Annotated in this window: 15 protein-coding genes and 1 pseudogene; 5 read left to right on the forward strand and 11 right to left on the reverse strand. The window is 35.5% G+C overall.

Annotated features, from left to right (window positions below):
* The first annotated feature begins 87 nt into the window (after positions 1-87).
* On the forward strand, positions 88-1,401 hold the full coding sequence (locus tag J4760_RS12920) for an MFS transporter (RefSeq protein WP_237606003.1): 1,314 nt from the start codon (positions 88-90) through the stop codon (positions 1,399-1,401).
* Entirely contained in the window at positions 1,379-3,136 is a 1,758-nt protein-coding gene (locus J4760_RS12925) for an alpha/beta hydrolase family protein (RefSeq protein WP_237606004.1), read from the forward strand. The genes J4760_RS12920 and J4760_RS12925 overlap by 23 nt, the downstream gene beginning before the upstream one ends.
* 886 nt (positions 3,137-4,022) lie before the next feature.
* Here J4760_RS12925 and J4760_RS12930 read toward each other — a convergent pair.
* Positions 4,023-4,433: a GrpB family protein gene (locus J4760_RS12930; RefSeq protein WP_370637568.1), complete on the reverse strand. Its 411-nt coding sequence runs from the start codon at positions 4,431-4,433 to the stop codon at positions 4,023-4,025.
* 190 nt (positions 4,434-4,623) lie between these two features.
* Between J4760_RS12930 and J4760_RS12935 the strand changes: the two genes are divergently transcribed.
* Positions 4,624-5,583, forward strand: a complete 960-nt coding sequence (locus J4760_RS12935) for an IS30 family transposase (RefSeq protein ID WP_237606005.1) — start codon at positions 4,624-4,626, stop codon at positions 5,581-5,583.
* Positions 5,584-5,860: 277 nt separating this feature from the next.
* Here the strand turns inward: J4760_RS12935 and J4760_RS12940 are convergent, their stop codons facing one another.
* Positions 5,861-5,956: a type I toxin-antitoxin system Fst family toxin gene (locus J4760_RS12940; protein WP_237606006.1), complete on the reverse strand. Its 96-nt coding sequence runs from the start codon at positions 5,954-5,956 to the stop codon at positions 5,861-5,863.
* 16 nt (positions 5,957-5,972) lie between these two features.
* Between J4760_RS12940 and J4760_RS12945 the strand changes: the two genes are divergently transcribed.
* Positions 5,973-6,707: an SAV1803-related protein gene (locus tag J4760_RS12945; protein ID WP_237606007.1), complete on the forward strand. Its 735-nt coding sequence runs from the start codon at positions 5,973-5,975 to the stop codon at positions 6,705-6,707.
* Positions 6,708-6,730: 23 nt separating this feature from the next.
* Positions 6,731-7,105, forward strand: a complete 375-nt coding sequence (locus J4760_RS12950; RefSeq protein WP_237606008.1) for a hypothetical protein — start codon at positions 6,731-6,733, stop codon at positions 7,103-7,105.
* Positions 7,106-7,388: 283 nt separating this feature from the next.
* Here the strand turns inward: J4760_RS12950 and J4760_RS12955 are convergent, their stop codons facing one another.
* The 9 genes and pseudogenes from J4760_RS12955 to J4760_RS12995 form a co-directional block, all read right to left on the reverse strand.
* The gene (locus J4760_RS12955; RefSeq protein ID WP_237606009.1) at positions 7,389-7,787 is read right to left on the reverse strand and encodes a YopX family protein; all 399 of its coding nucleotides are present in this window, start codon (positions 7,785-7,787) and stop codon (positions 7,389-7,391) included.
* Between the two features lie 460 nt (positions 7,788-8,247).
* A complete protein-coding gene (locus J4760_RS12960) occupies positions 8,248-8,862 on the reverse strand; it encodes a recombinase family protein (RefSeq protein WP_237606010.1) in 615 nt (204 codons plus the stop codon).
* A gap of 754 nt (positions 8,863-9,616) precedes the next feature.
* Positions 9,617-9,811, reverse strand: coding sequence for a helix-turn-helix transcriptional regulator (locus J4760_RS12965; RefSeq protein ID WP_237606011.1), 195 nt, complete (start codon positions 9,809-9,811; stop codon positions 9,617-9,619).
* A 547-nt stretch (positions 9,812-10,358) separates the two neighbouring features.
* Positions 10,359-10,478, reverse strand: a pseudogene (locus J4760_RS12970) (IS30 family transposase); the annotation flags it as partial.
* Positions 10,479-10,518: 40 nt separating this feature from the next.
* Positions 10,519-11,949, reverse strand: a complete 1,431-nt coding sequence (locus J4760_RS12975) for an alpha-amylase family glycosyl hydrolase (protein ID WP_237606012.1) — start codon at positions 11,947-11,949, stop codon at positions 10,519-10,521.
* A gap of 608 nt (positions 11,950-12,557) precedes the next feature.
* Positions 12,558-12,977 carry a FixH family protein gene (locus J4760_RS12980; protein ID WP_237606013.1) on the reverse strand — a complete coding sequence of 140 codons (420 nt, stop codon included), beginning with the start codon at positions 12,975-12,977 and terminating at the stop codon, positions 12,558-12,560.
* Between the two features lie 111 nt (positions 12,978-13,088).
* On the reverse strand, positions 13,089-13,793 hold the full coding sequence (locus J4760_RS12985; RefSeq protein WP_237606014.1) for a cytochrome c biogenesis CcdA family protein: 705 nt from the start codon (positions 13,791-13,793) through the stop codon (positions 13,089-13,091).
* A 107-nt stretch (positions 13,794-13,900) separates the two neighbouring features.
* Positions 13,901-15,100, reverse strand: coding sequence for a c-type cytochrome biogenesis protein CcsB (gene ccsB, locus J4760_RS12990; RefSeq protein ID WP_304621266.1), 1,200 nt, complete (start codon positions 15,098-15,100; stop codon positions 13,901-13,903).
* Positions 15,101-15,104: 4 nt separating this feature from the next.
* Positions 15,105-15,452: cytochrome c biogenesis ResB family protein (locus J4760_RS12995; protein WP_237606015.1), on the reverse strand; the 348-nt coding region annotated here is incomplete at its 5' end.

Consider the following 15,452-nt stretch of genomic DNA (forward strand, 5'->3'; position numbering starts at 1 on the left):
GAAAGGTGTATAATTCACAAGGAGTCTAATGTGATTGATCAAGCAATCAATATAAGTTAAGAGTCTTATTTAACAGAGGATGTTTATATGGACAATAATCATAAAAGCAAATCTCAGAAAAAAAATTTCACATTTTATTTATCAAGTCGTTTCCTCCTGACTTTTGGAAGTGAGGTATTCACATTTGCTGTATCATTTTTTATCATGTATCAAACTGGATCGGCAGTGTATACTTCAATTAACTTAGCTATATTTTCGATTATTTCTTTACTATTTTTACCGTTAGCAGGAGTTATAACAGATTCTAGAAATAAAAGAAGTATAATCATTTTAGGAGAGATTTTAGATCCAGTCATCTTAATAGGATTATTTCTTTATGTATATTCTTTTGATGTAAATATAGGTATTTTATATATTTCGACAGCACTATTAACTATAACAAGCTCATTTGTAGGTAACGCATTTCAATCTTCAATAACAAATTTATTTAGAAAAGAGAATGTACAAAAAGTTTATGGTTACACTTCAACATTAACAGAATCTGCGTCTTTATTAGGTCCAATAATAGCTGGTGCTTTAATTGGATTACTATCATTTGAATATATTATAGCAATCTTTATTATTTTAAATGTAATTGCCGTGTCATTTGATTTTTTACTAGATTTTGGGCGAAGTACAACTATTGAAAATAACAATAGTGATACAAAAGCACCTAGGGAATTTGTAGATGACATTACCGAAGGAATAAATTACATTCTAAGTAGTCAAATTTTAAAAATGATAGTTGTTTATTTATTTTTTGTAAATTTTGTAACAACAACTTTGAGCATTTTGCCTTCAAAGATGTTGATTGATGTTTTAAGTCTTCCACCTACTTTTGTGGGTATTAGCTATGCTGCACTCTCTTTCGGAGGAGTTATAGGAGGAATAGCTATTGGTTCTATGAAAAATATCCAATGTCCATTGCTATTAGCAAAAAGATTTAGTTTCGCAGTAGGGGGATTAATTGTATTTTTACCATTACCCATTTACCTTACACTTTCAGACTTACAAAACGTACTTATTGTTTCTATAATGTTTATTTTACTAATGATATCAGTACAATTTGTGAACATACCTATTTTGAACTTCTACCAAATTACAATTCCTGATTACATTAAAGGAAGAGTTTTTTCGTTAATCACCATGGTCTCAATGATGATAATGCCTATTGGATTTTTAATTTTCGGTTTTTTCTATGATCTAGAAATGTATTTCATAATAAACTTATTTTCCGGAGTCTTAATCATATTGGCAACCATATTATTACTCAAAGATAAGGTGATTAGTAAGGCTAATATTGATTATCAAGCTGAAATAGAAAAAGAGGATGGTGAGAATGACACTATCGTTATTGAATAAAGTACAGAATATCGAGTCTATTAAATACATAGCTGCCAATGATAATTTCATCATTTATACGTCGGAAATAAAAAATAGGTTTTATTTAAAATCTATTGATTTGAAAAGAGAAACCACAAGAACCATATTCTCTAAAAAAGAAATAATTCGAATTATTTCTTTTTTAAATAATAGTATGGATTTTATATATGAAAGTAACCACAATGGACTATCCAATATATTTTTATACAGAGAAGGGCAAAGTTTCAATTTAACTCCCGACATAAATGCTTATTTCTTAAAACTAAATAAGTTGAATAACACCATTTATTTAGAATCGAATGAAAGAGATCAAAGATTTATGGATATCTATAAAATAGATTTATCAACAAAAGAAATAACTCTTTTTTTCTATAACAAAAGCGGTGATATTATTTCTTGTATTTCTGAAGATGGCACTTCTATTGTGGTAAACAAAATTGATCGAGAAACTAACGAAAGAAGTTTAGAATTAATTAAAAATGGAGGTCTCTTGAAATATAAACTGAATATTAAAGGTTATCCTCAATTTTTTGATAAAGAGAGCAACTATTTATATATTCATACTACAATCGATCACAATTTCCAATATATTCAGAAGGTTTGCTTGAAAACAATGGAGGTGATAGAAGAATATAAATATAATTGGGACATTATATTTTCTTTCCTTTCAGATTCAAACAGGTATTTAATATATGTCACTAATGAGAATGGAAATTATAAGTTAAATATTCAAGATAATTTTAGTAATGTGATTTTAGATACTAAATGTGTCCCTTCTGGCACTTTAAAGTCATTGAGTTTATCAACTGATGAAAAATCATTAAGCATTTTGATTGAGAAATCTAATTCTCCGGGAGATATTTATCATTTTAATCTTGAGAATCTAACCATAAAGAAAGTATCTAATATTTTAAATAATAAATCAAAAAATGATTTATTCGTTGAGGGAAAACCAAAAATTTATAAAACAAGATATGCTTCATTTATATATGGACAATTATATTTACCTCAAAATAGAGGAAATAAACTTCCACTGATGATTCTTGTCCATGGTGGCCCTGGTGGCCAGTCTACTTTAAATTTTGACGTATTAATACAATTTCTTTGTTTAAATGGATATGCTGTTTTTGCTATAAATCATAGAGGGAGTAGTGGTTATGGTTTAGATTATTTAGAATCTATAAATGGAAAACATGGGATTGAAGATCTAAAGGATTGTATAGAAATAAAAGAGTGTTTGAAAGATAATCCTAATATTGACATTAATAAAGCAGGAATAATTGGTACGAGTTATGGAGCTTTTCTTGCTTTTTCTGCAGCAACTTTCTATCCGAACGAATTTAAATTTTCTATCTGTTTATTTGGTGTTTATAACTGGTTAAGTACACTCTCAAATCTCCCAAAATCATGGGAAAACTATCAAGATATATTTTTTGAAAAGATAGGAGACCCTATTAAGGATAAAGAACATTTAATAAATATATCGCCTTATTTCAATTTGAAAAATGTAGTTAATCCTGTTTTATTTGTCTCAGGAGGTAAAGATATTAGAAATAATAAGAGAGAGTTAGAGTATATAGCATCCATCCTTAGTAAAAAGGGATTAGTAAAACATTTGCACTATAAAGATGAAGGACATGGTTTAAATATTCATAAGAATACTATGGATAGTTATATACGTATAAATGAATTTATTAAAGAAAGTTTAATTTAGTCATTGAGATATTCTTTGTTTACTATATTAAAACAGTAATGACTACATAGATTTTCTAATTTGTAACTTGAAAGTATTTTTTTAAACTCATTTGGTAAAGATTTATATACAGAGCCCTTACCTATGCCCATAGATCAGGGGGGATAGGTTATCTATGCTTGCATACGGCGCTCTAATGTTACCACTGAGTCGCTATGTCTGATACCATCGAAACCACACGTCTTATTACCACTCAAATCGGACTATGCGACCGCACTTAATCCTCTAAATGAGGATTTTTTAGCCATTTTTCACACAATTAGTGCTACAAATATTTTACATCGCCCAAGGATTAATGGAGGAGGAAAGTCAATGCCAAATTACTTAGAGATGTTTGATTGAAAGAATTATCATTTAGTCAAAGAAAAATTAGTGACATGGTTGGGTCTGGTCGGCCCAGGAATAAGTACACCATCGATAGTGCGAAACAGGAAAACTCACTAATTCATCAGAAGTAGTCCGTCTATTTTCAAATTATGATATAGTAATAATCAATTGGAGTTCACTTTAAAAATAGCCCACGTGCGTGGCCTATGATCCACTTCATTTTCACTTTATATATTCTAATATTCTTATCTCTAGTGTCTTACTTGTAAATTCAGAATTTATTTTGCTTATATTATAATCGATATTTTGCATCTGCAATACGTAAATAAAGCCTAACTTCTTTTCAATTTAAATAAGAGGTTAGGCTTCATTAGTTAAATAAATGCGCCTGATTCTTGTAATAACCTTAATCAATTTTTGAACCCTGGACCCAAAACATTGCTTTTTTCTCTATCTCCGAAATCAGCTGTTCTTTTCCTCTTATATATGCGTCAATAATATCAGGAAAACGTTGGGATAATTATTTTTTTAAGTTGCCATACTTTTTTACAGCATCAGGATGCGTGCGCAGATAATTACGAAATGCAAGATGACGATCGATTTCAGAGTTATCTATCTCATAAAAATGAATATGGTGAGTTCGTTCGCTTCTGACTTTTTGGAAAAAGCGACGGCCAGGAAGACCGTTTTCTCCTTTTTCTTCATAACCAATATCCATCATTGCAGTATTAAAGTAATCAACTCGAGCAATATCTTTAACGACAGGCATTATATCAATAACAGGTTTTGCTATTAGACCTTTTACCGAAGTACTACCAATATGATGAATTTCTGTTATTTCAGGACCAAAAATATCACATAATTTTTTTGCTTCTTTTTCATACATTAAAGGGCAACTTTTATTATATGAGATTACCTTGACTTTTCTCAATTTGATTTAACCTCTCTTTCTTTTCCTAAGTTTTTGAACAAATTAAATCTCTTATTTAACAAGATTATATTAAAGCGAATTTTTTATTAGTACGCCGATTGTAAAATTAAGCTAGACACCTAAAAAGGGTCACACGTGATACACTCAAAATGAGTTTTCCGACCAAAGAAAATCATAGGAGTGATCACGCATGACCTACACCCATCTTACCACGGACGAACTGGTAATCATAGAAGCCTATTTCCATCACGACACACCAATTTCTCATATTGCGAAACGGATTGGGCGTGCCCGTCAGACAGTTCATAATGTCATCGCATATCTCAGGGACGGGCACACCGCGCTGGATTACTATCAGCGCTATCAGGAAAACAAAAAACGCTGTGGTAGAAAACGGATGGTCCTGCCGACCGACCAGCAGGCGTATATTGAAAAGCAGGTGGCGCAGGGCTGGACGCCGGATGTCATCGTCGGTCGGCAGGAAATGTCGATTGACTGTTCAGGCCGTACACTGTATCGGATGTTCAAACGGGAAGCTTTTGATGCGGCCACACTGCCGATGCAGGGCAAGCGAAAACCGAACGGCCATCAGGAACGCCGGGGGCGTCAGGCGTTCAGACGCAACATTTCCGAAAGAACAAATGACTACCCGGCGTTCAATGATGAATTCGGCCACCTGGAAGGCGACACCATCGTTGGTGTCCGTCACAAGAGTGCCGTCATTACGCTGGTCGAACGCCTCTCAAAAGCCATCATCACCCTGAAACCCGAAGGCCGGACGGCGCAGGATATCGAGGTTGCCATCAATACATGGTGTCAAAAGATGCCCAGAAACCTATTCAAATCGATCACTTTCGATTGTGGTAAGGAATTCTCCAACTGGCAATCGATGAGCAATCAGAATGACCTGTCCGTCTACTTTGCCGATCCGGGGACACCATCCCAGCGGGGATTGAACGAACATTCCAACGGCCTGCTCAGAAAGGATGGACTGCCCAAAGACATGGATTTCAACACGGTCGACCAGACTTTTATCTCATCGGTTGCCGCCAGGAGAAACCATATCCCAAGAAAATCATTAAACTACCACACACCACTGGAAGTCTTTTTGAGTTACATGGGTGACAAGCAACTGTCTAGCTTATTTTGACAAACGAAAGGGGAATAACTTTGATATATATTTATATAGTTATTTTCACGATTTTTAGTAAACGTTAGATTTATATTCTTATTTATCATCTTTAAAATTTATGTATGCAAAATTATTAGACGAAGCCAAGTTTATTCCTCAACTTTTTGATTAGATAATTTAAAGTAAAAATGGTATAACTATATCAACGAATAGGATGCTGTACATGAAACACCGGCCCCCCAATCTATTGGTATAGATTGGGGGTTTTATATGGTGTATTGGTCTAGTCATCCAGTCATTTATCACGACTGTCCAACCAATAATCGAACAGTGTGATGATTACACTAACAATAATTGGTGCAATCAAAAATACAAATATAATGCTGCACATAGGGTGGGAATTACAGATGAATAAAAAAGACGAGTACTTAGTTCTACTTTCTAAAACATATAATGAAGCAGTAGAATTTTTACTTAAAAAATACGGTGTAGCAGAAGATGATTACTACAGGGAGAAATCGTATAAGCGATTTTTAAAAGAAGAAATAAAAAATATTACAAAAGGAAAGTTCGCGAGGTCTCGTGAAGGATTAGAGTGTCATCACATTCTGGAAAACAAGTTTTTAAATATGACAAATAAGTCATTTATTAGGATTCAAAATATCCCTTTTAAATATCACCAAAAGGAGAATTTAGTGTTCTGTGATGTTGTTGAACATGCTATTCTGCATACTTTAATTGCAAAAGAAACATCGTTAGAATTTGGATATCCAGGATATATAGTGTATTTAAGAGTTAAAATAGAGGACTGGTATGTTAAAAAGATTATTCCTCGAAAAAGCAAATGGCATATTGCTTGTTATCATAGGGGTTACACAACACCTGAAGAGGCGGTTGATTTATTGGAGAGAATGGACAGTATATTGTCTGTTGAACAAGAAAGAATTAAGCAAGAAGAGTTGGAAGAGAAAAAGATAGCGATACGGAAAGGCAATTTCAAAAACTTAAATAGAGATAGTTCGAGACATGAAATTGTTGGTGCATTATATGATTTAAATAAAATGGGTGCTTTAGGATATCTTCATGTATTTAATGATTTTGTATACTCTGAGGAATACAAAAAAAGATCATTCAACCTGTAGAATTCGAGGATTTTGAAAGAGACATGGAAAAATACGATTTAGATGGAATGCTAAGTAATATACAATTGTATATCGAATATGCGGAAGGTAGAATAGATCTTAAAGAATATCGTTCTCAATGTGATTTATTCCCTAAAACAATAGATGAAATGGAAGCTGAATTAAGAGCACATAAAGAAAAAGAAAAACATGTAAAACTAAAAGAAGAAGTATTTTACTCAACTTATCCAAAGTTTGAAAAAACAAGTATAAAGTATGACGTGAATCGCCAAGAAGTAAATGCACTATTATTTAAATATAGCGATAAAGATTCTAGTTTTATTCAATTTCAATCGGTAATGAAATCATATAGTATGAATGAACTACTGGAAAAATTACATTTAGTTTTGAGAAAGTAATAACGCATCATCTACCTGAATTATTAGAAAGAGTCATTCGATAGCTAATTAAAGCTTATTCATCATAAGATGTTGATAATTTAATGATGTTCATAATATTTGTATATTTGATTCTTGAATTGATAGACTGTAATACTATCTACATCTCACCTGTAACGAAAATCAACCAATGTCTAATAATTGAGAAAAATAAAGAAAAAATCATTTAATACACAAATAAAAAAGCATTCGTTAAAATTGAAAATCAGGTATTATTATCTAACACTTTTAATTAGCATTATTGCTATATTAATTCTTTATTCTCTAATCGATTTCCTATTACTTTAATTTCGTATTGACCATCATTTAAATGTAACAGCTCAATTCCATTTTCTTTAAAATATCTGATGAATGGAACACCAGAATAATATTCAACTAGTCCCTTAGTGAACTTTGTATACTCTACTGGGTTAGGGCCATCAAACTCATCTATTATTATTTTAAACACTTCAACAATATCTCCATCGTATATTTTTTTCCCATACATATCTTTATTTTCAGTATATTGGCTAAGCTCGTATGTCTGTCCTGAAAATTGTCGAATACTTTCTAAAAGACCTTCTCTATAAATTGGTATGTCTTTCCCATATAATACTCTTTTATAACATAAATCAAAGACTCTAAATTCAATTTCTCTATCCACTGAATAATCCACCTCTTCTTTATGTATTTCCTTTAATTATAACATGAGAAAAATAATCAAAGAGGATGAGAATAGGGAAGTGTTTTTATGAAAACCCTAGAGCTCCCAAAATTTAAAAAGTACATAATGGGAACTATGATGGATGAAGTGTAAGGAGATTTAAGAAACATACAGTAATATTTTACAATCAATTATTCCGCTAGAATATATATACTTCATCACTTATATAGCTCTCTGCGTAATGCTTACGACGCTGCTAATTATTATAAAAACGTAATTTACGTTATCATTTAAATCAGATAATAGATAAAAATAAATTGAAGTACAATAAGAGTTTATTCGTTTCGGATAAACTCTTACCCATCTATAAATGGGTATTGCTCCTTTCTTCCAAACAACGATCATTTATTGAAAGGTTTTTAGATAGGACTTTAAATTTATGGGTTTCATTCTTTGATTATTAAATGTCGGGAGTTTCTTCTTCAAGTACCTTGACCAGTTTATAAAAACTGGTCTTTTTGACTCCCGATTCTTGCATCGCTTGAACTGCCGTTATTTCTTTCGCTTTCCATTTTCTATAAACTTCTCGAAATTCCTCTGAAACACAAGCTGCAGGTCTGCCGAATTGAACGCCATTCTGTAATGCCAGATCGATTCCTTCACGCTGTCGTTTTCGAATACGTTCTCGTTCTTCTTCTGCCATCCACGATAGGATCTGTAAAACCAAATCCGCAATAAATGTCCCCATACTGTCTTTGTACTGTGTTGTATCCAGTAACGGCATATCCAGCACCACAATATCTGCTTCGATATTTTTGGTAAGGTCATTCCATTCTTGAAGAATCTCTTCTTTATTCCGGCCAAATCGATCAAGTGAGTGGATATATAAAATATCACCTTTACGAATGACGCGTTTCAGTAGTTGATAATTCGCTCGCTCAAAATTTTTGCCACTTTGCTTGTCCAGATAGATATCACGTTCTGTGGCACCCATGTTTTTCATGGCTTCTAATTGACGTCCTTCATTCTGATCTCTGCTGCTGACTCGGATGTATCCAAATTTGCGATGCTCCATCATTCACCTCTAGAAAGATTATTATTCTAATTATAACCAAAAAACGTTCGTAAAAGTACAATAAAAATAATGAACGTCCGTAAACTATTTCAATATATTTACGGACGTTATTTTTGTTTGATTTTAGTTGTTTTCTAATCGTTCGTAAAAGTGTACTTTTACGGACGGTTTTATAGTGAACTCATAAGTATTAGAACTAATAAACGGTCTATCATGGAACTGAAATAAATAAGACTGTCCTAAAAATCATAACCAATAATTTTTAGGACAGCCCTTTTCTTTATTTAATATGCTAAGTTAGTCCAATTCACGATTTCTATTATAGGAACGCTTTAAGGAAATAAAATTTATTAAAAACATTATCACTCCTGCCAACGTCGAAAAACCTAAAATACCAAACCATTCAATAAACTTAGTTGGCAAACCACTTATGAGTGGATAGATTAAGGTGAACATGGTTGCGAAAATGACAGATTTCACCACGATTAGCCTTAATTCTTTTTGATATTCCTGTTTCGTCGCCACACTCGTAAATTCGATCCCTGATAAAATGTATCTTCCTAAAACATAAATCAAGAACAGAGCTACATGGAGAAATAGAACCGTCTGCGTATCTAAATTAATAAACATGCTGCTAATAAGTGTAACCAGGAGTGTTAGGAAAAGAAGGATGCCTCCCTCTGAAAAAAAATACAATAGCTTTTCTCTTTGTACTCGTCGTCTGGTAGTAAAAAGGATATCCACGATTTCATGATTATTCGACCTCCCAAAATAATTCGTCCAGAGTTTTGCCTAATTCTTTTGCGATAGATACACAAAGATGGAGACTGGGGTTATATTGTCCTTTTTCAATTAATCCGATGGTCTGCCTTGTGACTCCCACATTGTTGGCTAACTGTCCTTGAGTAATTGATAGATCCATTCGAGTTATTCTAACTTTGTTTTTCATTGATTCACCTGTAAATTGCAATATATTTCTTACATTTGTAACTTATATGTTACACCAAAGAGTTTAGATGTCAACTTTTTACTACTTTTTTTCTATAGGTTTTGAATCTATGAAAGAATAGTTTACATATCCTCACTCATCGGCAGATACTGTAAGCACGTTAAAAACTCCAACATCCTTTTCTTAGCAAAGGTGTTGGAGTTTTCTCATTTACATGCAAAATAAAGACGACAGTGATAAGAAATAAAAGCTATATTTTGTCTATGTCTATTTAAGGTCTACTCAAAACATTCAATGACATAGGACTGATAGGTTAGAAAAATTCCTATTTGAAATATATAGACCTGCTTTTCTAAAAAATAACGTTCACTTCTAACTGTCAAGATATTAATATGGCAAAAAAGATCTTCGTGAAGAAGACAGAGAGTTAGGAAAGATAGGAGCAAAAGCTTCAGGAGCAGCAAATATAATTGCTGCTGAATTATTTGATAAAAGACTGAAATTAGCACAAGAAGTAGGAGCAACTCAATTTATAAATTTTCGTTTGTCAAAATAAGCTAGACAGCTCTCTCTCATCCATGTAACTCAAAAAGATTTCCAATGGTGTTCGGTAGTTCAGTGATTTTCTTGGGATATGGTTTCTTCTTGCGGCGACCGCGGACACAAAAAACAACAGATCATAAATCTTCTGCTCCGTTTTACATATATTATTGTTCATTCATTCTTTTTGATTTTTGTTTTCTGCTGCGTCTCGCTGCGACCCATATAAATACTGCAAAGCCACCAAAGACTAAGATGACCGAGTATAAGTATCCATTGTTAAAGCCGGTATCTTCAATTACTGAGTACAGTTCTGTTTCTTCTCTGTCCAGCACGACAATATACGAGTTGTCATGCGGACGAATCATATCCCCAATCAGCATACCGCTGTATGCTTTTCCTTCTTCTTCATCGGACAGGTCGAACGTCACACTTTGTGTTTCTGATGTGTTGTTAACGTTCAATATATAATCAACGTCGTCAGTATAGTATTTGACTATATACTGGCCGTTTTCGTTCAATAATGTCTCAGTTTCTGTTTCCGGTTCCTGCATTATCGAATGGTTTCTGTATACCATTGCGATGTTCTCAAGATACTCAATGACTTCTTCGCCACTTCTGAAGTCCATTTGAGGGTGGATTTCCGGATAACTGTTGCCGTTAAATGCAACTTCAGTACCGTACGTCATCGCACTTGGCCCCCGATAAGCGTACAAGTAGTTCGCAAGCTGTTGTATTCTCGTGCCCGGGAACATGTTCTGTTCTGTGGCATGGTACGTGACACGTTCAGAGAACCAGTGGTCTGCCATAATCAACTGCTCATCTTCAGGGAATTCAGGGATTTCTTTATCCAATCCGCCGTAAGTATCCGCAAGATTCGCTCTGAAATCTTCCGATGCTACCGTATCGAATCCATCAGTAGATAATTCTGAAGTTGATAAAATCCCGTAAGTTTCGATGTCTTCAGGTAAAAATTCAGAAGCATCCAGACCGTTCTGATTTATAAACATGCTGATACCGTCAATGTTGTACTTATCGATAAAGTTTCGAACCATTGCACGATATGTTTTCTGGTTGTCCGGATTTTGTAGATCAATAATTTCTCTGTCGATATCCTCATAGTAATCCGACTGGATATCGTTAAATACCGGTTCTTCAAGCGCAGTATAGTCGTCAGTCGCTACTGCAGGCATATCCACAACGACTTTTAAATCCAGTTCATGTGCTTCATCAATAAGTGCTTGAAAGTCTTCCGGGTTCCCGTAAGCTTCTGACAGTGCACCGTAATCCGTCACGTCATAACCAAGATAATCATCTTCTGCGCGTTCCATTACCGGTGACAGCATCACCGTGTTAAAGCCCATATCTTTAATGTATTCAAGATAAGGTGAAACACCGTTGAAATCTCCGCCGTAAGGGTAATAAGGGTCTCTGTCTGCAGTCACTCCTACGTCGTTGCTGCTGTTATTATTTAAAAAACGGTCGACAGTGATCATATAAATTCTGTCATATGTATTTTCCTCAGCTGATACAGTATTACTGCTGATAAGCGATACTGCTAATATCATGCTGATAAATGCTAATATTCTCTTCATCATTTTACCCTGCCCTTTATTTCATATAATAATAAGTATACTAAACTTCAATTCAATAATTTCCTGTTTCACTAATTGTTCATAAAGAATAATTAATATTAGATTTCAAAAAAGCTCCTCCTAAAGCAAACTTCTTTAGGAGGGAGCTTATCAGTTCTCTATTAAATCCTAATACGACAGCCATACTGTAATAGAACGCAACGGATATGGCTACACCGAGCAAAGGTTATCATGCCAGGTGCTCTGTTTATCAATTCATCGTTAATTACACTTTAAAATTAATGATATTGCAACACGCTAATTATTCTATAGGTACAATATTGATTAGTCTGTCTCTATAAGATTATTTTTAGAGTATTGGGATGGATTTTTCTTAAAATCAGTTTTTCATTATACAGCTAACATTGTAAATCAATTTTAGCAAAGTGCGTAATACCCTGATCAATAATGGCTTTTAAGTCATATTTATTACTTACATTCGTTACAACAGTATGACGCTATTATCAAATTTATCTTTTAATTTATTAATACTCGCACTAAGATCGATTGCAACTTTTTCTTCATTTTTGAGACGTTTATTTATTCCTTATCCTAATGATATTCAAACTTTCTTATTCTTGGCTCGTACCTTCACCAACCGTGATAGATTTTTTTGGCATTGTATGCAAATTTCGGGCTGTTGTATGGGCATAAATTTCATATACTCCGTCGGATTCAAAAAATACTTCAGCAGTGTATGTACCATCGCCATTATTGGTGGACTCGACCATTTCAGTATCATCTTCATTTCCTTTTACCCAATATTCAAATTGTACTTCATCCGCATCTTTCACTTTCTCATCTCCATATGTAACAATAGCCTTTAACTCTACTATTTCATCAGCTTCAGCCTTTTCTGGGAGTTGGAATTCAACTTCGAGCGTTGCAAGTTCATCTGTTTCCTCCTTGTTCCCATTTTCAGTCCCATTACCACATGCAGCTAATATTCCCATCATTAAAATTAACATTGAAGTATAAACCTTCGTTTTCATTTCTATGATTCCTCGCTTTGAATATATTGATAATTCAAGTACTATCTTAAGAACATTAATAATTAATCGTATCAATTTTGACTTCATTGATTATAACTATTATGTTCATAACTAGAACCCCTGGAAATCGCCAAAGAACGGCTGCAACCAGATGATAATCTGCGTCAGTCCATCAAAATACAGAAGGACACCCATCAATATCATAATGACCCCGCCTACTTTCATGATGATATTAGAGTACTTCAACATCCAGCGTGTACGGGACACGAAGAAACTTAAAATGAAGAATGGCACTGCAAAGCCAAGACAGTAGACGATCATTAAAATTAAAGCATTGTTCGGTGCGGTTGCACTCATTGCGAAAATCGCACCGATAATCGGTCCGTTGCATGGTGTCCAACCGGCACCAAATGCCGTACCGATAAAAATGGATCCTAAAAATCCAGACGGTTTGTTTTTGAACTTCAGTTTTCTGTCTTTCATCAGGAAACTGAAGTTCAGCACACCGGTAATAATCAGGCCGAAGAAAATGATTAGAATGGAACCGAGCTGTCTGATCAGGTCTGCATACTCAATCAATAATCCGCCAAAAAACGCTGTACCAAAACCCAGTGCAATATAAACCAAGCTGAATCCTACGAGGAAGAAAAGTGTGTGGAAAATTGCTCTTGCATTGAATTTCTGATTTTCCACTTCATTGTAGCTCATTCCTGTTATGTAAGAGACAAAAGCAGGAAAGACCGGGAGCACACAGGGCGAGATAAAACTTAGTACCCCGGCTCCGAAGGCGAGAAGAAACGTTACTTCACTGCCCATAAAAACACCCCCATTCATCGTCATTTTATCAGACAGGATGGGGGTGTGGTGTTGTTAATATTAATACTTTTAAAACGTTTTATGACAGCTGGAAACAATCATTCATTTTATGCGTAGGAATGCAGACCGGCAACCAGCAGGTTGATGGCAATCAGGTTGAACAATATGATCAGGAACCCGATAATGGCGAGCCATGCCGACTTCTCACCTTCATATCCCCTGTTAAGCCTCAAGTGCAGGAAGATCGTATAGAACATGAACGTGATGAAAGCCCATGTTTCTTTTGGATCCCAACCCCAGAATCGGCTCCAAGCAATCTGCGCCCAGATGGAAGCAAAGAGGATACCGCCGAGCGCGAAGATCGGGAAGCCGATGATGACGGAACGGTAGCCGATTTCATCCATCAGGTTCAGATCCGCTTTATCGGATAATGGTTCAAGCACTGCGATGATCCTTTTTCTCAGTATGAGCCGGGTAATGCCGTAGACAATGGCACCGAGCAGTACCGACCAGATGACCGTGTTCAGCTTCTGGGAATCAATCAGAGGGGGCAGATTGATTCCGCTCTGGAAATGATCCGCCTCTTCATAGTTGTTCTCACCAACATGTGTCACCGGCACTGCCCCTTCAAAGTTCACAAGGCTCGGCAGATGATACTCAGCAATCTGGTTCTGACCCTGTTTGTCCTCATAAAGGAAGTCGTCCTGGTAGCCGATAATTTCCTGCATGACAACTGTGGTCACAACAAATACTAGGACTGTAATAATCCCTGCCATGATCGCTTCCAGAAAACGTGCCCGCCAGGATCTCTCATCGGCCGGTATCGCCTTCAGAAGATATATCAGCCCTGCGACTGCGCTCATCGACAGTATGCCATAAGAGAGCGTGACTGTAATGACATGGATGGCCAGCCAATTGCTCTGGAGTGCCGGAATCAGCGGTGCGACCTCTCTGGAGAACATGCTGCCATAGGCCATGAGAAGCATGGAGACAGGCAGCGCGAAGAGTCCGAGCAGTTTCGTCCTGAAATAGAAGTAGGTGATAAGATAGCCGGCGATAATCATGATGGCGAACATTGCTATGAACTCATACATGTTCGATACCGGGGCATGACCCTGGGCAATCCATCTGAGGATGAAGTAGGCGATCTGCATGATTAACGCGACAATCACCAGGGTGATGGCGATCTTTTCAGGTTTTTTCGATTTCGATTTGATGCTTGTCGCCAGTGGCAGCATGGCGACAAGATATATGATGAATGCTGCATACAACAGTGTGCTGCTGAGTGTTACAAGTTGAGATGCCAAAAAATCACTCCTTATCTTTGTCTTTATGCTCGGTGTCCATCCTGTCGGTGACAGGGGCCATGCCACTTTCCAATAGTGCCTCATTCAGTTCCTTCTTCATTCCAAAGTAGTTCTTGTTCGTGTGGGCGGCAAGCATCAGGTCGTCCTCAGATTTTATCCAGATTCTCCTATGGTTGATATAGGAACCGATGGCCAGACCAATAAGGAAGATGACAAAACCGGTCGCGATGAATGGAATCGTCAGGTCCTTTTTGAGTGTCAGTACACTGGCGACTTGTTCCTCTGCTTCTACAAAACGAATGCTGTAGTCATTGCCTTCGGTAATGTCTGTACTGTTCATGATCTGAAGCAG

The sequence above is a fragment of the Salinicoccus sp. ID82-1 genome, assembly GCF_021991715.1.
Classification (GTDB): Bacteria; Bacillota; Bacilli; order Staphylococcales; family Salinicoccaceae; genus Salinicoccus; species Salinicoccus cyprini.